A 20,224-nucleotide genomic window follows, 5' to 3' on the forward strand; every position below is an offset into this window, starting at 1 on the left:
CTCAGCAGTCCACTTCGCCCATGATCGGGTCAATGGACGAGTAGGCGGCGACCGAGTCGCCGATGAGCATGCCGCGGCACATTGGATTGAGCCCCTGCATATTTACGAACGAGGGACGGCGGATGTGAATGCGGTACGGTTTCGTCGTACCATCGCTGACGATGTAGAAGCCGAGCTCCCCGCGCGTTCCCTCCGTCCGGCTGAACACCTCGCCCTTGGGCGGCTTGATGACCTTGGGCACCTTCTTTGCCATGAAGTCGCCCTCGGGCAGTCCGTCGATTGCCTGCCGCACGATCTTCGCGCTCTCCGCGATCTCGGCGAGCTTGACCATGTAGCGGTCCCAGTTGTCGCCGTGCTCACCCACGGGGATCTCGAAGTCAAAATCATCATAGACGCTGTAGCCGTCCACCTTGCGCAGATCAAAGGCGAGCCCCGTCGCGCGCAGGTTTGGCCCAGTCATACTGCACGCGAGTGCCTCCTCCGTCGTCATGGGCGACGTGCCGCGGATGCGGCGGACAAAAATCTCGTTGCCCGTGAGGAGACGGTTGTACTCCGCGAGGAAGTCAGGCACGCTGTCGACAAAGGCGCGGATCATCTCCGCCGCCTCGGGCGAGAGATCCTCCTTTACCCCGCCGATGCGGATATAGTGAAAGGTCTGACGTGCCCCGCAGACGAGATTGAAAATATCGAGGATCTTCTCACGGTCGCGGAAACAATAGAGCATTCCCGTCGACGCGCCGAGATCATTTGCAAGCGTCCCGATGAAGATCAGGTGACTGTTGATGCGGTTCAGCTCCGCCATGATGACGCGGATGTACTCTGCGCGCGGCGTCGTCTCGATCCCCGCCAGCTCCTCCACCGCACGCGCATAGCCGAAGTTGTTGTTCATGGCAGAGATGTAGTCGAGGCGGTCGGTATAGGGAAGCCCCTGCGCATACGTCCGCGCCTCAAGCAGCTTCTCAATTCCGCGATGGAGATAGCCCATGATCGGCGTCGCCTTCACGATGCGCTCGCCGTCCAGCTCGAGCTGCACCTGCAGCACGCCGTGCGTCGACGGATGCTGGGGACCCATGTTGAGCGTATAGGTCTCGGTACGCAGCATCAGGACTCCTCCTTCCGAAAGGATGGGACAGCGGGCGGCGGCGGCGGGACAAAGTCCTTGCGCAGCGGATACCCGACAAAATCGTCCGCATGGAAGACACGCCGCAGATTGGGGTGACCCGTGAACACAATGCCCATGAGATCATACACCTCGCGCTCCTCGAACTCTGCGCCGGGGAACACGGGTGTCACCGAGGGGAGCACGGGCACATCATGTGGCAGTGTCACCTTCAGCGTCAGCCAGTGCAGCTCCGTCGGTGAAAAGAGATGGTAGACCATCTCGAAGCGGTCTTTCCAGTCCACCGCCGTCACATTTTCCAGCCGCGTCAGCTGCAGTGTCCCGTCGTCACGCAGGACGCGCAGCAGGCCGAGGAGCTCCTCGGCAGCAATATAGAGTGCGGGACGCTCTGCCTCCACATCGTACTCCGCCGACGAAAAGGCGACCTTGAGTGCCTCCAGCATTGCAGGCGTCACATACTTGTTCCTCATGCGTTCACCGCCCTCTCTGCCGCCCGCTCTGCCCAGTAGGCACGCTCCGCGCGGACGCGCTCGGGATGGAGGATCTTCTCGCGCAGCTTCAGCATGCCGTCGATCAGTGCCTCGGGGCGCGGCGGACAGCCCGGGATGTAGACATCCACGGGCAGGAGCTCATCGACCCCCGAGACAACCGAGTACGAATCCGCAAAGGGGCCGCCCGCAATCGCGCACGCCCCCATCGCAATCACATACTTCGGCTCGGGCATCTCCTCATAGAGACGCACGACTGCCGGCGCCATCTTCCACGTCAGCGTCCCCGCGACGATGAAGAGATCCGCCTGACGCGGGCAGGGACGGAACACCTCGTAGCCGAATCGTGCGAGGTCGAACCGTGCCGTCGCTGTGGTCATCATCTCAATGGCGCAGCAGGCCAGCCCCGAGGACAGCGGCCAGACCGAATTGGCGTGTGCCCAGCGCAGCAGTTCATCCAACTTGACGACAAAGACATTTTCCCGCAGACACTCCGGGACGCGCTCTGCTATTTCCATGTGAGATCCCCCTTTCGCCACGCATAGGCAAGGCCGAGCACCAGAATCCCAACGAAGATGAACATCTCGATGAGCGCAAATGCGCCGAGCATGCGGAACTCCACCGCCCACGGGTAGAGGAACACCGTCTCTATGTCAAAGACGATGAACAGCAGCGCGTAGAGGAAATACCCCGCACGAAACTGGACGTAGGGCGACCCGATCGAATCGACACCGCACTCGTAGGGAATGTACTTCTGCGGCGACGGCTTCTTCGGCTGCAGCAGGAATGCCGGTCCCAGTGCCATGACGGGGAAAAACAACGCTACGAGAAGAAAAATGCCCAAGCTCCCATATTCTCCCATACATAAGCCCTCCTTATAGAAGAATTAATAAATACATAGGAAAAGTAAATAATTTAAAACAATAATTCAAGGGCAAAAAAATATAATCACGGCTTAACAGACGTTGTATTTATAATTGTCAGTATAAACGATAAAATCTATATATCATCATACCTGAAAAGTGCCTTTTTTACAAGATACAGCGCGAAAAACTTTCTATTGATAAACTCCATCAAACGATAGGGAAAAGAAGGCCATGCTTATTTGAAAGAAATGGTATTTCCTGCTATAATCAGAAACAATGATGGAGGAGTGTCCCTGTCTGTCAGCGGCACCTCCGGCAACAAAGGAGACTTTACACAATGCTGTTACACCGTAAATCCGTCGAACTGCTTGCACCTGCCGGCACATGGGATGCCATGACGGCAGCGATTGATGCCGGCGCGGACGCCGTCTATCTGGGCGGCAAACATTTCAATATGCGCCTGCACGAGGGCGATTTTAACTTCGACGACGCGCGGCTCAAGGAGGCAATTGACTACGCCCACGCCCATGACGTCCACCTCTACATAACCCTCAACAACCTCATCAGCAACGAGGAGCTGCCGGCTCTGCGCGACTATCTCGCCTATCTGGAGGAGATCCGCCCCGATGCGATTCTCGTACAGGACTTTGCCGTGCTCGAGCTCGTGCACGAGATGGGCATCACCGTACCCCTGCACACCTCGGTCATGATGAATACGCACAACGAATACGCCATCGAAAAGCTCAAGGAGTACGGCATCACGCGCATCGTGGTCGGCCGTGAGATGACGCTCTCCGAGCTCGCCCTCTTCCGTGCGCGCACGGGCATCGAGGTGGAGTACTTCATGCACGGCGATATGTGCATCTCCGAGAGTGGGCAGTGCATCCACTCGGGCGTTCTCTTTGGGCAGAGCGGCAACCGCGGGCGCTGCATGAAGATCTGCCGCTGGCCGTTTGCCTTCATCAACGAGGAGACGGGAGAGGTGCTCGACGCGTCCAGCCCCGGACCGTACAAGCTCGCGCTCAAGGACATGTGCATGTATCGTGCCATCCCCGCTCTCATACAGGCGGGTGTCTTTTCGTTCAAAATCGAGGGGCGGATGCGTGCGCCGGAGTTCATCCGCCGCCTCGTCTCTACCTATCGTGCCGCCATCGACGCCTACATCGCCGATCCGAACGGCTATACGACGGATGAGGAGGGCTGGCGCAGCCTCTACGAAAACCGTGTGCGCGACTACACGACCACATTCGCATTTGGACAGCCGACAGCAATCGACATCGGCATGACGGGCGAGCGCGAGCCGCGCTTCTTCAGTCAGGCGATCGAGGAGGCGGGCTTTGCCGACGAGGTGCTGCGCGAGGAGCCGCCGATCGCAAAGGAAAACGAACCCAGTCGTCGCCTGAGTGTCCGCGTCGGCACTCCCGCGGCGGCACGCGCCGCCATCGACGCAGGCGCTGATACCGTCTACGTCGGCGGTGAGGCATTCCGTCCGCAGTGTCCGTGGACGCTGCGCGACTATGAGGCACTCGTGCGCGACGCGGCAGGACGCGCTCACGTCATCGTGAATACACCGCGCACAACCATGCGCCGTGAATGCGGAGAGCTCGAGCAGTTCTTCACTGCCCTGAACGACATCAGAGTAGACGGCATCATGGTCGGCAACCTCGGCACGCTGAAGCTCGCGCGCACGCTCACGAAGCTTCCCATTCAGGCAGATCACTCCTTCAACCTCTTTAACCATCTCGCCGCGACCTTCCTCAAGGAAAACGGGCTCACCATGGCGACGGCCTCCTATGAGCTGTCCTTCCGTCAGCTGCGCGAGATCGTCGAGAACTCCGTCCTGCCGATCGAGGCGGTCGTCCACGGCGCGTACGAGTCCATGATCTGCGACTACAACTTCCCCGCGATGTCGCTGCCCGCATACAACGACCTCGATTCGCCCGAGCTGCTCGACACGCACTATGCGTTCCGTGACGAGGCAGGCGGCGTCCATTCGATCCGCATCGACCAGTACGGGCGCAGTCACATCTACTTTGCCAAGGATCTGTGCCTCTACCCCTACCTCGAAAAGTTCAATGGGCTCGGCTCGTACCGCATCGAGGCGCAGGACTACACGGCGGACGTGACGGCGGAGATCGTCCGCATCTACCGTGCGGCACTCGACCGTCTCGCCGCGGGCGGCGACGGCTATCGTGCGGCGGAGTTTGACCGCCTCACAGAGATTGCTCCGCGCCCCTTGGGCATCGGAACTTACCGCTTCCGTCAGAGCCGCAATTCGATTTAATCAAGAAAGTATATTTCATGGCAACAGATTCTATCAGCGAACACTCCTACATCGGCGCAGCTGCCATACTGGAAAAGAAAAAGAAGTACATCATGCCCTGTCTGGGGCATTTCTACAGCGACCCGCGCCAGATCGTACGCGGCTCCATGCAGTACCTCTACGACAGCGAGGGGAGAGCGTATCTCGACTGCTTCGCGGGCGTCTCGGTCATCAACTGCGGGCACTGCAACCCCGAGATCAACGCCGCCGTCACGGAGCAGGTCAATACCCTCCAGCACGTCTGCAACATCTACCTTACGGAGAACTTCGTCAATCTCGCCGAGCAGCTCGCCCGCATCACCCCGGGCGCACTGCAGAAAAGCTTCTTCTGCTCCACAGGCACGGAGGCAAATGAGGGCGCGGCACTGCTTGCCGAGATCGCTACGGGCAGCAGCGAGTTCATCGCCCTGCGCAGCGGACTCCACGGGCGCACGAAACTGACGATGAGCCTGACGGGCATTGCCATGTGGCGCACCGACCCGAACCCCGTCGGAGGCATCAGCTTTGCACCGAATCCTTACTGCTACCGCTGTCCCATGGGGAAGGAATACCCCGCCTGTGACCTTGCCTGTGCCAATATGGTCGAGGACATCATCCGAACAGTTACATCGGGGCGCCCCGCCGCCTTTATCGCCGAGACCATCCAGGGCAACGCGGGCATCGTCGTCCCGCCGCCCGGCTACTTCAAGCGCATCAAGGAGATCCTCACGCATTTCGGCACGCTCTTCATCGCGGACGAGGTGCAGACGGGCTTTGCGCGCACGGGCAGGATGTTCGGCATCGAGCACTACGATGTGCAGCCCGACATCATGACCATGGCAAAGGCACTCGGCAACGGTGCGCCCATCAGTGCATTTATCGCGACGCCGACAGTCGCCGACAAATACAAGAAGCCCGGCGCATCGACCCTCGGCGGCAATCCCGTCTCCTCCACGGCAGGACTCGGCGTCATCCGCTATATCGAGTCGCATGATCTCATGGGGAACGCCGAGCGGCGCGGCGCACAGCTGCGTGCAGGGCTGCAGGAGATTGCAGCGCGGCATCCCATCATCGGCGACATTCGCGGCCTTGGGCTGATGGTCGGCGCAGAATTTGTCCACGCGGACAAATCCCCCGCCCCTGCCGAGCTGGATGCCGTGCTCGAGGAGCTCAAGAACCGCGGCTTCATCGTCGGCAAAAACGGCATCGCTCGCAACGTCATGGCATTTCAGCCGCCGCTCATCATCACGGAACAGAACATCAGCGACGTGCTGAATGCGGTGGAGATCATCTTGACGGAGAAAGGACTCTAACGCTATGGCAAAACGCTACCATGAACTCACCGTCGCAGGCTGCCGCCGCAGTCTCCCCATCCTGAACCTCAACGAACACCTGGCGATCGCAGGTTTCGTCATGCTGGGCGATGTGGAGCTGTGCACGGCGTGTGCACGCGAGCTGGCAAAGGTGATTCCGACGGACACGGAGATCCTCATGACCGCCGAGACGAAGGGCATCCCCCTGGCGGCGGAACTCGCACGGCAGCTTGGCATGCCCTACTACATCACGGCACGCAAATCCATCAAGGCGTACATGGAAGATCCCATCTGGGTCGAGGACGAGTCCATCACGACGCTTGGCAAACAGCGGCTCTACCTCACGGCGGATGATATCGCACGCATCAAGGGACGCCGCGTCCTCCTGCTCGACGACGTGATCAGCACGGGCGGCTCGATGAAGGCGCTCGCCCATCTCGCCGAAAAGACGGGAGCACACGTCATCGGACAGGCGGCCGTTCTCGCCGAGGGCGACGCGGCACAGCGGAAAGACATCATCTTCCTTGAGACACTGCCGCTCTTTGCGCCCGCATAGGAAGGGGCATTTCGTGCATCAATATCTCTTCTACATCGGAGATTTTCCCATCCGTGCCTACGGCGTCGTGATCTCCCTCTCGATCTTCCTTGCCACAGGGGTCGCCTACTACCTCGCAAAGGCGGACGGGCGCGGCTACGAGAAGTACATCACCGACATCGGCATCTACTGCGGCATCGCTGGACTCCTCGGTGCGCGGCTCTGGGATGTGTTCTTCTTTGACTGGGACTACTATCAGCACCATCTGACCGAACTGCTGAACGTCTGGCAGGGCGGCATGGCCATCCAGGGCGGCGTCTTTCTCGGCGTACTCGTCGGCATTCTCTACAGCCGAAAGCAGAGGCTCGACACCATCCATTTCCTCGACGTTGTCGCGCCCGCCATCGTCCTCGGTCAGGCACTCGGGCGCTGCGCGAACCTCCTCAACGGCGACGCCTTCGGCGCACCGACCGGCGGAGACTTCGGCATCCTCTATCCCGCGGCGACTCTCGCCTACCACACGTACGGTGCACAGCCGCTCTGGCCGGCAGAGGTCTGGGAGGGGCAGCTCGACATCGTCATCTTCGCACTCCTCCTCCTCTTCCGCGCGCGCAGTCATGCGCGCGGGCAATGCTTCGCCCTCTATATCATGCTCTACAGTCTCGCGCGCTTCGCGCTCGAGTATCTGCGCGGTGACTATACAGAGAAATACTTCGGACTCTTCACGAGCGCGCAGATGGGAAGCCTTGTCTTTGGGTTCATCGCCCTCGGCTTCTTCCTCTGGCTCGGCTGGCGCGATACGCCCTCGCCTGCGCCGATCAAGGATCACGTCGCAAAGAAATCGCATCGAAAGAAATAACATACGAAAAAAGCTGCCATTTTTTGGCAGCTTTTTTCGTTGTAGAATACAACGTCTTAACGAGATACTGGTAAATCAGCTTTCCCGTACCTTCCCCAATGCACCGCATACAAGTTCCGCCAGATAGTCCGCTGTCGGCGTAAGGGCACGCGGGTCAACGCGGAAGGTCGGATTGTGGATGGCAGCAGAAAGCCCTGTCCCGACGAGGACGAACATGCCCGGCACCTTTTCCTGATAGAAGGCAAAATCCTCACCGCCGAGCGATTTCGGTGCGGGTACGACATTCAGCCCGCGCTCCTTCGCCTTCTCCGCGGCGTACGATGCCCAAAAGCCATCGTTGCACGTTGCGGGAGGTCCTTCGTACCAATCCGTCTCCACCGCGGCACCGTAGGATGCTGCCAGCTGCTCTGCGAGAGTACAGACACGCGCGCGGATGTGCGTACGCTCCTCTGCATTCATGCTGCGCGTCGTCCCCTCGACGAGTGCCTCCTCGGGAATCACGTTCCACGTATTCCCCGCCGCAATATGCGTGACGCTCACAAGCCCTGCGGAGAACGGATTGAGATTACGTGCGACAACCGTCTGCACGGACTGGATGAACGCCGCCGCAAGGACAATCGGATCGACGCCGGACTCGGGATATGCGGCATGCGTCCCCGTGCCATGAAAGCGGAAAACAAAGCGATCCACCGCTGCCATCACCGCTCCCGCCGAGATGCCAACCGTGCCGACCTCCATGAGGGGCGAGGCGTGCAGGCCGAAAATCGCTGCAACGTCCTTCAACGCGCCTGCCTCGATGAGTACCTTCGCACCGCCCGGTGCCTCCTCTGCCGGCTGGAAGAAGATGCGCACGCGCCCCGTGAGCTCCGCCTCATGCTGCTTGAGCAGGAGCGCCGCGCCGAGCACCGACGAGATATGGAAGTCGTGCCCGCAGGCGTGCATCCGTCCTCTATGTTCCGAGCGGTATGGCAGATCCGTCTGCTCCTCGATCGGCAGGGCGTCGATATCGGTGCGCAGCGCAACGAGCGGCTCCCCCTCCCCGACCTCCGCGACCAGTCCTGTCTTGAGCGGCAGATCCAGAATGTGGATCCCCGCCCGCTCCAAGGCGGCGCGAATGCGCTTCGTCGTCTCGACCTCCTCGTAGGAGAGCTCGGGGTGACGATGGAACCACTCAAATTCCTCTACGATGAATGCCTCTATATCCTCAATTGCAGCCATGATATTCTCCCTTTTAATTCATATATATTCGATATGTTATAACCGAATTATATATTGCGCTGTCTGTCTTGTCAACCGCACTTTGATCCTGAACCGATAAATGGAGGATTCTCCCGCCGCCAAGTTTTTGAAAATTTCGGGTTGACAAGGCTGTATTTCATCTGTTATAATTCGCTCTGTCGTTTGGAAATGAGCGACAAACAAATGGGGTTATAGCTCAGTTGGTTAGAGTGTCTCGTTGACATCGAGGAGGTCACAAGTTCGAATCTTGTTAACCCCACCATTTGATTTTTCATCCGCAGTTGTGCGGATTTTTTCTTAGGCTCACTTAGCTCAGTTGGTAGAGCATCTCCGTCACATGGAGGGGGTCGGGGGTTCGAATCCCTCAGTGAGCACCATAAAGATATCTGATGCCGTCCCACGGGGACGGTTTTTTTGTGCGTTCTCCTATGCTATAATGAGAGCCAACACAGAATATTCTAGGAGGTATATATGATGGCAATTAAGGAAATTCGCCCCATGGATCTAACGGAGAACGTATTCAAGCTAATCAGTCAGGACTGGATGCTTGTCAGCGCTGTACACGACGGAAAGGTCAACGGCATGACGGCGTCGTGGGGCGGTCTTGGCTTTCTCTGGGCACGCCCGGTCGCCTATGTTTTCATTCGTCCGACGCGCTATACGAAAGAGTTTGTCGACGCATCCGACGGCATCACCCTTTCGATCTTTGAGAAGAAATACAAGCCCATGATGCAGTATTTTGGAACGGTGTCCGGGCGCGACGAGGATAAGATCGCAAAATACGCGCTGACGAAGAAGGAGCACGGTGCCTATACCTACTTTGAGGAGGCACGCCTCACCATGCTCACGAAAAAGCTCTATGCGCAGAAATTGGATCCCTCCTGCTTTACGAACGCTGCGGTAAATGGGCAGGAGGATTTTCCCCAAACCTACTATCCGGAGCATGACTACCACACGATGTATATCGCAGAGATCGAGAACATCTTACTGAGGGAGTAACTATGCCAGCGAACGACAAGGAAACTGCCGCGCGCATCCTCGCCGCCTCCTCTCTTGCCCGCGACATGAACGAGGAGGATGTCGAGGAGCTCCTCGCCTCAAGCGACGTGCGCCTGTACACCTATCCAAAGGATACGATCATCTTCCACGACGGCGATATGCCCCACTCCCTCTACATCCTGATTGCGGGGGAGGTGCACATCCTCAAGGATACGCGCTCGGGGCGCCAGATCTTCATCTCCGAGATCAATCAGCCGGGCGATATGTTCGGCGAGGTCTACGAGGTGCTGCAGCGTCCCTACGATATGTATGTCACCGCCGTCACCAGAACGACCCTGCTCGAGGTATCGAGCCGCCTCTTCACACTGGACATCGGCAAGACGCCGCACCGCTCCGCCCTGCTCGTCCAGCGCAACCTCATGCGCATCTTTGCGGGCAAGGCATACGCGATGCACACGAAGCTCAAAGTGCTCGCAAGCGGTACGCTGCGCGAAAAGATCGTCCGCTATCTCCTGCCCCACATCGACGAGAGCGGATGTGCAGCACTCTCTGTCAGCCGCGAGTTCATTGCCGCCGACCTCGCCGTCAGCCGCCCTTCCCTCTCACGCGAGCTGAGTGCGATGCAGCGTGAGGGCATTCTCAAGGCGGCAGGGCGCAAGATCTGCATCACAGATATGGAAAAATTTGAGAGCTACCTATAACAAAAGAACCGCCAACGAAACAGTTCAGCTTCGTTGGCGGTTTTTGTTTTTGATGAATTACCGTGCGGCACACGAGCCCGTGTGCACACTGCAGTCCTCGTCGCGGTTCGTCAGGCCGAGCTCCTTCAGCAGCTCCATATCCTGAGCGATCGTCGTGCCCGAGGTCGTGAGCATGTTGCCCGTGATGGAGGCGGACGCTCCGGAGAGGAACGCCGTCGCGCCGTTCTCCGGGAGCAGCTTGCGCCCTGCGCCGAGGCGAATGTTCGCCGTCGGATTGATAAAGCGGAAGATCGCCACCGTACGCAGGATATCCTCCCCCGAGAGCGGAGCGAGATGCTCCAGTGCCGTCCCCGGAATCGCCATCAGCGAGTTGATGGGGATGGACTCGATGCCGAGCTCCTGCAGGGCGAACGCCATGTCAAAGCGATCCTCCCACGTCTCACCCATGCCGATGATGCCGCCCGAGCAGACACACATCCCCTCTGCCTGTGCCGCCTTGATCGTGCGGATGCGGTCGGCGTACGTATGCGTCGTGCAGATCTGCGGAAAATACCGCTCCGATGTCTCGATGTTGTGATGATAGCTCGTCACCCCCGCCTCACGCAGGCGGCGCAGCTGGCTGCGCGTGAGGAGGCCATGTGATGCGCAGAGATCAATCGTCAGCGACTTGCGCATCGCCCGATAGGTGTCAAGAGCCTTCTCAAACTCCTCACCCGAGAGAGCCCCGCCCGAGGTGACGATGGAGAAGCGGTTCGCCCCCGCATCCTGATTCGCCTTTGCATGAGCGATGATCTCCTCCTGCGGTAGGAACGGATACGTCTCCACGCCCGTCTTGTGACACGCCGCCTGTGCGCAGTACTTGCAGTTCTCCCCGCAGCGGCCGCTGCGGCCGTTGATGATCGTACACAGATCGATATGGTTTCCGCAGAACTGCTGCTGCAGGCGATGTGCGCCCTCCTGCAGCTCCTCCAGCGGAGCATCCATGAATATCGAGCGGTCATCCTCACGGCGGACGCGGTAGCCCGCGATAATCTTCTGCGTCAGTTCAGCAATACGGCGTTTCTGCATAAAAAAATCCCTGCCTTATCATAGATCGTACGTATGAGGTCTATTATAGAGCAGGAATTTTATTACGTCAACTAAATATTATCTATTAGTTTACCTTTGCTCCATGCTCATCCCAATAGCTGTCCAATGCCTCCGCGACGGATGCCGTATACGCCGCCAGATCCGTCAGAGGAGATGCGAGCACTGCGTCACGCAGTGCGGCGCGGCGTGTACGCAGAGCGGCGACCTCCTCCGCGAGCGCACAGGAAATGCGCTCATAGGCACGCGCATCGGCCGCGATCCACTGCATCTGCCCCGCCGCCGCGAGCACGGACGCACTGCGCCGCGCCGTATGCGTCTCCCCGCACAGGGTCACAACGGGAACGCCGCAAAGGAGAGCCTCCGCCGCCGCAGCCGCCCCAGAAAAGGGGAAGGTATCGAGGACGACATCGACAGAGTCATAGTCCAAAGCTCCCGCACCGCCCGGCTTCACAAAGATGCGCTTCATGGGCAGCTTCAGCCCGTCCAGCATCTCGACAATCGTTGTCACGCGCAGAGGGCTGTCCTCCGTATCCTGCAGGATGAGCTGCGCCTTAGGGAGTTTTTTCAGGATGCGTCCCCATACCTTCAGTGCCTCCTCGTTGATGCACATGAAGTCCTGCGTCACACCGAAGGTCAGCGGTGCATCTGCCGCACGCTCCGCAAGAGGCGCACAGCGCAGGGCATCATCCGCCGCATAGCACAACGCATGCGGCAGGTGCAGCAGCTCCTCGCTGTAGAACTCCTCCGTCCCCGCAGGAGAGAGCAGCGCATCCGTCAGGAACGCATCGACAAAGGGCATCCCTGTTGTAGAGGCTGCATCCAATCCCGCCAGCTGTACGGGCGCAGGGCGCAGCGCGAGCACAGGGAGTGTCGCGCCGCCGTCCCGATGCCCGCCGAGGTCAATCAGGATATCGATCTCATCCGCACGGATGCGCTCCGCCTGCTCCTGCGGCGTCCCCTGTGCGAGCGCGGCAGTATGAACGCCCGCCGCCTCCCATGACGTTGGTGCATTCGTGCGGTCGGTGAGCGCATAGGCATAGACATCGTATTGCTCTGTCAGATGCGTTGCCAGTGCGCCGTAGACTGCCGTATGGTCAAACTGCGGCGCAAGGAAGCCGATGCGCAGACGCGTGTGATGGACAGGGGCACGCGGCGGCAGCGGCTCCTCGCGCTGATAGAGCGACGCACACATCGCAAACTGCGGCTGCAGCTCCTTCGGTGTCAGCTGCGCCGCCGCATGACAGAGATAGAGGTAGCGGGAGAAATGTTCCCGCTGAAGGCGTAGGCTCTTGTCCTCGGTCGCCGCCTCGAAATACGCGGCAATCGCCCCCTCCGTATCGGCGAGCGCACGGCAGCACATCCCCATCATCTCAGAGAAGCGCCACTGCTCCTCTGCGGGGATCTCCTCATGCGCGCGCATGTAGAGAATCGCCTCAATCGCCTCGTAGATGTACCCCGTATGGATATCCTCACGCAGGGCACTGTAGTCCTCAATCCAGCTCATACGTCGCCTCGCTCCAATCTAAAATACGCCGTCTCGGCCGGACAGCCGATCCGCAGGGGGAACCAACTTCCGTTGCCCGTATGCACATAGCCATAATTCTCCCCGATGCGCACCATCCCGCGCGTGTACTTAAAGACGGGGAAAAGCGGCTGCCCGAGGATACCGAACTGACTGCCGTGCGTATGTCCCGTCAGCGTCAGCGGGACGCGCCCGTCTGCCGCTGCATCGTCGATGAACTCGGGATGATGCGCGAGGAGCACTGTCACCGCGTGCGCCGGAACGTCCTCCATCGCTGCCGCAAAGAACGCTGCCTTTTCCGTGTAGAACGCATCCCCGCGTGCAAAAGGATAGTCAGTCCCCGCGAGGTAGAGCGCGCCGCAGCCCGGAACACGCTTCGCCGCATTGAGAAGGACATGGACATGACCTCTGCGTGCCATCTGCGTAACAATGGGGAGCGCATTCCGCCGATAGTATTCGTGATTGCCGATGCAGTACCAGATCCCACGCGGAAAAGCCCCAACGTGAGCCTCAAGTACCGCAGCAGCCGCCTCGTTCAGATGCTCCGCATCAAAGAGATCGCCCGTCACGGCGAGGAGGTCTGCCCCGCCCGCCGCCGTTTCTCTGAGGAGCGCATCAAGCTCCTCCACGGAAAAAAACGCGCCGAGATGCACGTCGCTGATCTGAGCGATCACCAGCCCCTCCGCCTCAGGCGGGAGATTCCGTATGGGGATACGGTAGTCACGGCGCACGGTCGCCGTCCGCTCGATGAATGCGCCGTAGCTGCCGAGCAGCGCTCCCGCCGCCGGATAGAGCGCGGCACATTTCAGCACGCGCCGCCGCGCGGGGCTGTACGGGACGCCGCGCAGCCTGCGGCCGGCTGCACGCACGAGGACGGCGAGCATCGTCAGGAGCAGCGCGATGATCTGCGCGACGTAACCGAGGAAGATCGGCAGGGCGATCATCCCCGCCCAGCCCTCCGTCCGATGCGAGGCAAAGAGGAAGAGCATCGCGCCGACGCCGAGGACATCAAAGAGGACGATCGCCGCACGCGCCGCGCGCAGCCGCCGTCCCTCCGTCAGGTACCGCAGGAAAAATGCCGACAGCCCTGCGATTAGGGCTATGGCAGACACTAAGATCAGAACAAAGATGGGCAAATGTACCTCCCTGTCAAATTCCCGTAATCATCGACACGAGCGGTATCGTCGCCACGGAGATGACTGTCGAGAGCGCGATGATCTCCGTCATGAGCGGATAGGCGACCTTGTTGTAGAGCAGGGCGACCATCGCCACCATGCCGCCCGTCGGCGCAGCGACGATGACGAGGCTGCAGCCGAGGATGTAGGGATTCGTGACGAAGAACTTCATCGCAAAGAGAATGGGGATCGGCAGCACCACGGCCTTGAGAAAGGTGTAGACGAGCAGCTTGCGGTCGGTCAGCATGTGGCGCATGTGGATATCCTTCAGCGATGCGCCGATCATCATCATCGCGAGCGGCGCCGTCATCGCACCGACCATCGTAAACGCCTGCAGGAGGAGCGGATTTGTCGGAATCTCACCGAAGTAGATCACGCAGGCGATCAGCGAGGCGATGATGCCGGGATTCAGCAGCATGCGCACCATCTCAAGACCGCGCTGTTTATGAATGCTGATGGAGGAAACGCCGTAGATGAAAAAGAGCAGATTGACGGGAATGAAGAACAGCGTCATATAGACGACCGCCTGATCGCCGTACACCCCCTGCACAAGCGGCAGCCCCATGAAGAGTGAGTTGTTGAACCAAAACGAGAGGTTCACCGCACCGCGCAGACGTCCGCGATAGCGCAGGAGAATCGGCAGCAGGAAACCGGCGGCGCACATCATCACGAGGAGAATGGCGTAGTCGAGATAGGTGTCAATAACCTGCGCCAGATCCATGTGCTCCTGTGCGTGCATCGCTGAGGAGATGATGAGGCAGGGGCACGCGATATTGACAATCAGGGAGGAAAACTGCTCCTGATTGTTCGGAATGATGATCTTGTATCGGCGGGCAAGCGCCCCTGCAAAAATCATCAGAAAGAATACGATCATCTGCCCTAAAATCAGCATTTCTACATTACCTTCTTTATTTCAGTTATTTCTCTTTCATGCAAGCCCCTCGCGAACACTTAGTTACGCAAGTGATCGCGTGCTCATTCGCCTAAATACCGGCGCACTTCTTAAACGCGCTTCGCTTGAACGAAAGAAGTACGCCGGGGGCGAGTCGCACGCTTTCCTCACTTGCTCCACTAGGATTCGCTTTGGGGCTTTGCATCACATTCATTCGAGGCATCAATGTTTCTCTTCCAGCAGGGGCCTCAGGAAGCGCCCCGTATAGGATGCCTTCACCTGCACGATCTCCTCGGGCGTTCCCTGGGCGACAATCGTGCCGCCGCCCGTGCCGCCCTCGGGACCGAGGTCGATGATGTGATCCGCCGTCTTGATGACGTCAAGATTGTGCTCGATGACGACCACCGTATCGCCGCCGTCTACGAGCCGCTGCAGGATGAGGAGCAGCTTGTGGATATCCGCCGCATGCAGCCCCGTCGTCGGCTCGTCGAGGATATAGAGCGTCTTTCCCGTGCTGCGCCGCGCCAGCTCCGTCGCGAGCTTGACGCGCTGCGCCTCACCGCCCGAGAGCGTCGTCGCAGGCTGTCCAAGGCGGATGTAGCCGAGCCCCACGTCGCGGATGATCTCGAGCTTGCGCGCGATGCGCGGCACATTCGCAAAGAACTCCACCGCCTCGTCAATTGTCATGTCGAGCACCTCGGCGATGGTCTTGCCCTTGTAGTGCACCTCGAGCGTCTCGCGGTTGTAGCGCGCCCCCTTGCAGACCTCACAGGGAACGTAGACATCGGGAAGGAACTGCATCTCGATCTTCAGGATGCCGTCGCCCCGGCACGCCTCACAGCGTCCACCCTTCACGTTAAAGCTGAACCGCCCCGCCTTATAACCGCGCATACGCGACTCGCTCACCTGACTGAACAGCTCGCGGATCGCATCGAACACCCCCGTGTAGGTCGCGGGATTCGAGCGCGGCGTGCGTCCGATCGGCTGCTGATCGATGTTGATGACCTTGTCGATATGCTCAAGCCCCTTGATCTTCTTGTGCTTGCCTGGCTTTCCCTTCGCGCGGTAGAGCCGCGAGGCGACACCGCGATAGAGGATCTCGTTGACGAGCGTCGACTTGCCCGAGCCGGACACGCCCGTCACAAGCGTGAGTGTGCCAAGCGGAAATTTCACATTGACATTCTTCAGATTGTTCTCCGCCGCACCCACGATCTCCAGAAAATAGCCGTTTCCCCTGCGCCGCTCTGCGGGCACGGGGATGAACTTTTTGCGTGAGAGATACTGCCCCGTGATGGATGCAGGATTCTTCATGATCTCTGCCGCCGTTCCCTCTGCAACCACCTCGCCGCCATACTCTCCTGCGCCGGGGCCAATATCGATGATATGATCGGCGGCGTACATCGTATCCTCGTCATGCTCCACAACAATGAGCGTATTGCCGAGGTCACGCAGATGCCGAAGGGTCGCGAGCAAGCGGTTGTTGTCACGCTGATGCAGCCCGATGCTCGGCTCATCAAGGATGTAGAGCACCCCCATCAGCCCCGAGCCGATCTGCGTCGCGAGGCGGATGCGCTGTGCCTCTCCGCCCGACAGCGTCGATGCCGCACGCGAGAGCGTCAGATAGTCGAGTCCCACATCGAGGAGAAAATGGAGGCGTGCATGAATTTCCTTCAAAATCTCTCCGGCTATTTTTGCCTCACGCGGCGTAAAATCCTGCTCTGCCTCCGTTAGAAACGCATCTGCCTCACGAATCGTAAGTGCCGTGAGTGCGGCGATATTCTTCCCGCCGACCGTCACGGCGAGCGCCTCGGGCTTCAGCCGCGCCCCGTGGCACGCCGAGCACGGCGTATCTGTCATATAGTCCTCGTAGCTCTCGCGCATCTCCTCCGAGTCCGTCTCGCGATAGCGGCGCGTGAGTGCGGGCAAAACGCCCTCGTACGGGACATGGTATTCCTTCTCCTCGCCGAACATATTCGTGTACTGGAAGGAAACATACTCATCCGACCCATAGAGCAGCATCTTCTGCGTCTTCTTGTCCATGCGGTTCCACTGCGTATGCGCATCGTAGTCATGCGCCGCCAGGAGTGCTGTGATCGCCCGCATCCCATAGGAGTTCGGGTTTTTCGAGAGCGGTGCAAAGACACCGTCTGCCACGCTGAGCGTCGGGTCGGGAACGACGAGCGCAGGGTCAAACTCCTTGTGACTGCCGAGCCCCGTACAGACGGGGCACGCGCCGAATGGGCTGTTAAATGAAAACATGCGCGGTGCGATCTCGGGCAGTGAGATGCCGCAGTCCACACAGGCGAAGTTCTCACTGAACATGAGGAGATCGCCGTCCACCACCTGTACGTAGACCACGCCCTCACCTGCGTGGAGCGCCGTCTCCAGCGAGTCTGCCAGACGGCTCTCCATGCCCTCGCGCACGACGAGGCGATCTACGACGATCTCAATCGTGTGCTTCTTCTGCTTTTCGAGCGCGATCTCCTCGCCGAGATCATGCAACTCTCCGTCGATGCGCACGCGCACATAGCCCTCGCGGCGAATCTGTTCGAGCACCTTCTTGTGCTCGCCCTTCTTGCCGCGCACGAGCTGCGCCATGATGAGGAGCTTTGCTCCTGAGGGCAGCTGCATGATCCGATCCACCATCTGATCGACGCTCTGCTGCGTGATCGGCTTGCCGCAGTTCGGGCAGTGCGGGCGTCCCGCGCGCGCATAGAGCAGGCGCAGATAGTCGTAGATCTCCGTCACCGTCCCTACCGTCGAGCGCGGATTATGGCTCGTCGTCTTCTGGTCAATCGAGATGGCGGGCGACAGTCCCTCGATGTTGTCCACATCGGGCTTGTCCATCTGCCCAAGGAACTGCCGTGCGTAGGCGGACAGCGACTCCACATAGCGGCGCTGCCCCTCGGCATAGATCGTATCAAATGCGAGCGAGGACTTCCCCGAGCCGGAGAGCCCCGTCACCACAACTAATTTATCGCGCGGTATCTGCACTGTAATATTTTTCAAATTGTGGGCGCGTGCCCCCTCGATCTTGATGTATTCATTCATTATCTGTATGTCCTTATTTTTTCTTCTTCGGCAGTTCGCCCTCGAGCTCGACGATCATGTCGCGCAGCTCTGCCGCACGCTCGAACTCCAGTGCACGCGATGCCTGCTGCATCTCGCGCAGGAGACTCTTGACGAGGTTCTCGCGCTCCTTTTTGCCGAGTTTTTTCTTTGCCTTGCCGTCCTTCTTCCCGTACGGGCTCTTATCCTCAGCCGCGACAAGCGTCATCTCGATGAGCGGGACGATGGGCTTGACGATGGTCTTCGGCACGATGCCGTGCTCCTCGTTGTACTCCTGCTGGATCGTGCGGCGACGCTCCGTCTCGTCGATGGCGCGCTGCATCGAGCCCGTGATGACATCGCCGTACATGATGACGTGCCCGCCGGCGTTGCGGGCGGCACGTCCGATGGTCTGGATGAGCGCGGTGTCGGAGCGCAGAAAGCCCTCCTTGTCCGCGTCGAGGATGGCGATGAGCGAGACCTCCGGCATATCGAGCCCCTCACGCAGGAGATTGATGCCGACGAGCACGTCGAACTCGCCCGCGCGCAGATCGTGAATGATCTCCGCGCGCTCGATGGTTGCGATGTCCGAGTGGAGGTAGCGCACCTTAACGCCCGCCTCACGCAGATACTCAGTGAGGTTCTCTGCCATGCGCTTGGTGAGCGTCGTGACGAGGACGCGTTCATTGCGCCCGATGCGCAGGCGGATCTCGCCCATGAGGTCGTCGATCTGCCCTGCGAGCGGACGCACCTCGACCTCGGGATCGAGGAGTCCCGTCGGGCGGATGATCTGCTGGGCGACCTGCTGTGCCTGCTGCATCTCGTATTTTCCGGGCGTCGCGGAGACGTAGACGATCTGATTGATGCGCGCCGCGAACTCCTCGAACGTCAGTGGGCGGTTGTCGAACGCGGACGGCAGGCGAAAGCCGTTGTCCACGAGTGAGACCTTGCGGCTGCGGTCGCCGCCGTACATGGCGTGAATCTGCGGCAGTGTCACATGCGACTCGTCGATCATGATGAGGAAGTCCTCAGGGAAGTAGTCGAGGAGAGTGTACGGTGTGGCGCCCGGCGCACGGTGCGTGAGGTGACGCGAGTAGTTCTCGATGCCGGAGCAGTAGCCCATCTCCTGCATCATTTCGAGGTCATAGTTCGTGCGCTGCTCCAGCCGCTGTGCCTCAAGGAGTTTGCCCTCGCCCTTCAATACGGCGAGCCGTTCCTCAAGTTCCGTGCGAATGTCAGCCATGGCGATCTTCATATCCTCATCGTCCGTGACGTAGTGGGACGCCGGAAACACCATGGAGTGAAGCCGCTCGCCGTAAACCTCGCCCGTCGTCACGTCGAACTCGATGATGCGCTCCACCTCGTCGCCGAACATCTCGATGCGCACACCGCGGTTGTTGTACCCTGCGGGAAAGATCTCAATCACGTCGCCGCGCACACGGAAACGTCCGCGCTCAAACGCAATATCGTTGCGCTCGTAACGGATGGAGATGAGCTTCTGCAGGATCTCCTCGCGCGTGATTGTCTGCCCCTTGTGCACGGAGAGAACCATCTCGTGATAGCTCTCCGGTGAGCCGAGACCGTAGATGCACGAGACGCTCGCCACGATGATGACGTCGCGCCGCTCAAAGAGCGAACAGGTCGCGGAGTGGCGCAGCTCATCAATCTCATCGTTGATCGACGCATCCTTTTCAATATAGGTATCCGTCTGGGCGATGTACGCCTCGGGCTGGTAGAAGTCGTAGTAGCTGACAAAGTAACCGACGTAGTTGTCGGGAAAAAATGACTTGAACTCACTCGCAAGCTGCGCCGCGAGTGTCTTGTTGTGTGCAATGACGAGCGTTGGGCGCTGCACGCTCTCAATGACCTTTGCCATCGTATAGGTCTTGCCCGTCCCCGTCGCGCCGAGCAGCACCTGCGCCGTCATGCCGTTTTCAATGCCGCCCGCAAGATCTGCAATCGCCTGCGGCTGATCGCCCATCGGCTCAAAGGGCGCGACGACCTTGAACGGAACCTCCTTCTCGAAGATCGTTGTATTGAGTTTCGGAACCATCGCCATCGTACGCCCTCCTTCGC

Annotated in this window: 17 protein-coding genes and 2 tRNA genes; 8 read left to right on the forward strand and 11 right to left on the reverse strand. The window is 59.6% G+C overall.

Going from position 1 to position 20,224, the window contains the following annotated elements:
- Window position 1: 1 nt before the first annotated feature.
- The 4 genes from HMPREF9166_RS04700 to HMPREF9166_RS04715 are packed head-to-tail and all read right to left on the reverse strand — an operon-like array spanning window position 2 to window position 2,470.
- A complete protein-coding gene (locus HMPREF9166_RS04700; RefSeq protein ID WP_009442914.1) occupies window positions 2-1,102 on the reverse strand; it encodes an NADH-quinone oxidoreductase subunit D in 1,101 nt (366 codons plus the stop codon).
- Window positions 1,102-1,590: an NADH-quinone oxidoreductase subunit C gene (locus HMPREF9166_RS04705; RefSeq protein ID WP_039981035.1), complete on the reverse strand. Its 489-nt coding sequence runs from the start codon at window positions 1,588-1,590 to the stop codon at window positions 1,102-1,104. Before HMPREF9166_RS04705 ends, HMPREF9166_RS04700 begins: the two co-directional genes overlap by 1 nt.
- Window positions 1,587-2,126 carry an NADH-quinone oxidoreductase subunit B gene (locus HMPREF9166_RS04710; protein ID WP_009442916.1) on the reverse strand — a complete coding sequence of 180 codons (540 nt, stop codon included), beginning with the start codon at window positions 2,124-2,126 and terminating at the stop codon, window positions 1,587-1,589. Before HMPREF9166_RS04710 ends, HMPREF9166_RS04705 begins: the two co-directional genes overlap by 4 nt.
- Entirely contained in the window at window positions 2,117-2,470 is a 354-nt protein-coding gene (locus tag HMPREF9166_RS04715) for an NADH-quinone oxidoreductase subunit A (RefSeq protein WP_009442917.1), read from the reverse strand. The genes HMPREF9166_RS04710 and HMPREF9166_RS04715 overlap by 10 nt, the downstream gene beginning before the upstream one ends.
- Window positions 2,471-2,811: 341 nt before the next feature.
- On the opposite strand from HMPREF9166_RS04715, the gene HMPREF9166_RS04720 reads away from it, so the two are divergent.
- Genes HMPREF9166_RS04720 through lgt form a run of 4 tightly spaced genes read left to right on the forward strand, consistent with a single transcriptional unit; the run spans window position 2,812 to window position 7,483 of the window.
- Window positions 2,812-4,758, forward strand: coding sequence for a peptidase U32 family protein (locus HMPREF9166_RS04720; protein WP_009442918.1), 1,947 nt, complete (start codon window positions 2,812-2,814; stop codon window positions 4,756-4,758).
- Between the two features lie 17 nt (window positions 4,759-4,775).
- Window positions 4,776-6,089, forward strand: coding sequence for an aspartate aminotransferase family protein (locus HMPREF9166_RS04725; RefSeq protein WP_009442919.1), 1,314 nt, complete (start codon window positions 4,776-4,778; stop codon window positions 6,087-6,089).
- A 4-nt stretch (window positions 6,090-6,093) separates the two neighbouring features.
- Window positions 6,094-6,645, forward strand: a complete 552-nt coding sequence (locus tag HMPREF9166_RS04730) for a phosphoribosyltransferase family protein (protein WP_006689906.1) — start codon at window positions 6,094-6,096, stop codon at window positions 6,643-6,645.
- A 13-nt stretch (window positions 6,646-6,658) separates the two neighbouring features.
- Window positions 6,659-7,483 carry a prolipoprotein diacylglyceryl transferase gene (gene lgt, locus HMPREF9166_RS04735; RefSeq protein ID WP_039981036.1) on the forward strand — a complete coding sequence of 275 codons (825 nt, stop codon included), beginning with the start codon at window positions 6,659-6,661 and terminating at the stop codon, window positions 7,481-7,483.
- 75 nt (window positions 7,484-7,558) lie between these two features.
- Here lgt and HMPREF9166_RS04740 read toward each other — a convergent pair whose 3' ends face one another.
- Window positions 7,559-8,701, reverse strand: a complete 1,143-nt coding sequence (locus HMPREF9166_RS04740) for an amidohydrolase (RefSeq protein ID WP_009442921.1) — start codon at window positions 8,699-8,701, stop codon at window positions 7,559-7,561.
- 206 nt (window positions 8,702-8,907) lie between these two features.
- On the opposite strand from HMPREF9166_RS04740, the gene HMPREF9166_RS04745 reads away from it, so the two are divergent.
- From HMPREF9166_RS04745 to HMPREF9166_RS04760, 4 genes are all read left to right on the forward strand, one after another.
- A tRNA-Val gene (locus HMPREF9166_RS04745) sits at window positions 8,908-8,984 on the forward strand.
- A 39-nt stretch (window positions 8,985-9,023) separates the two neighbouring features.
- Window positions 9,024-9,099, forward strand: a tRNA-Val gene (locus HMPREF9166_RS04750).
- A 97-nt stretch (window positions 9,100-9,196) separates the two neighbouring features.
- Window positions 9,197-9,721: a flavin reductase gene (locus HMPREF9166_RS04755; protein WP_039981038.1), complete on the forward strand. Its 525-nt coding sequence runs from the start codon at window positions 9,197-9,199 to the stop codon at window positions 9,719-9,721.
- Window positions 9,722-9,723: 2 nt separating this feature from the next.
- On the forward strand, window positions 9,724-10,422 hold the full coding sequence (locus HMPREF9166_RS04760; protein WP_009442923.1) for a Crp/Fnr family transcriptional regulator: 699 nt from the start codon (window positions 9,724-9,726) through the stop codon (window positions 10,420-10,422).
- 57 nt (window positions 10,423-10,479) lie between these two features.
- Here HMPREF9166_RS04760 and bioB read toward each other — a convergent pair whose 3' ends face one another.
- The 6 genes from bioB to uvrB all read right to left on the reverse strand — a co-directional run bounded on the left by bioB (window position 10,480) and on the right by uvrB (window position 20,207).
- Window positions 10,480-11,490 (reverse strand): biotin synthase BioB, encoded by a 1,011-nt coding sequence (gene bioB / locus HMPREF9166_RS04765; protein ID WP_009442924.1) that lies wholly within the window; start codon window positions 11,488-11,490, stop codon window positions 10,480-10,482.
- Between the two features lie 85 nt (window positions 11,491-11,575).
- Window positions 11,576-13,015 (reverse strand): glycosyltransferase family 41, encoded by a 1,440-nt coding sequence (locus HMPREF9166_RS04770; RefSeq protein WP_009442925.1) that lies wholly within the window; start codon window positions 13,013-13,015, stop codon window positions 11,576-11,578.
- Window positions 13,012-14,169 carry a metallophosphoesterase gene (locus HMPREF9166_RS04775; protein WP_009442926.1) on the reverse strand — a complete coding sequence of 386 codons (1,158 nt, stop codon included), beginning with the start codon at window positions 14,167-14,169 and terminating at the stop codon, window positions 13,012-13,014. The genes HMPREF9166_RS04770 and HMPREF9166_RS04775 overlap by 4 nt, the downstream gene beginning before the upstream one ends.
- Before the next feature lie 13 nt (window positions 14,170-14,182).
- Window positions 14,183-15,100 (reverse strand): AEC family transporter, encoded by a 918-nt coding sequence (locus HMPREF9166_RS04780; RefSeq protein ID WP_009442927.1) that lies wholly within the window; start codon window positions 15,098-15,100, stop codon window positions 14,183-14,185.
- Window positions 15,101-15,322: 222 nt separating this feature from the next.
- Window positions 15,323-18,151 (reverse strand): excinuclease ABC subunit UvrA, encoded by a 2,829-nt coding sequence (gene uvrA / locus HMPREF9166_RS04785; protein ID WP_009442928.1) that lies wholly within the window; start codon window positions 18,149-18,151, stop codon window positions 15,323-15,325.
- A gap of 13 nt (window positions 18,152-18,164) precedes the next feature.
- Window positions 18,165-20,207: an excinuclease ABC subunit UvrB gene (uvrB, locus tag HMPREF9166_RS04790; protein ID WP_039981039.1), complete on the reverse strand. Its 2,043-nt coding sequence runs from the start codon at window positions 20,205-20,207 to the stop codon at window positions 18,165-18,167.
- Window positions 20,208-20,224 lie beyond the last annotated feature (17 nt).

Source organism: Selenomonas sp. oral taxon 149 str. 67H29BP (genome assembly GCF_000146365.1).
In the GTDB taxonomy this organism is placed as follows: domain Bacteria; phylum Bacillota; class Negativicutes; order Selenomonadales; family Selenomonadaceae; genus Centipeda; species Centipeda felix.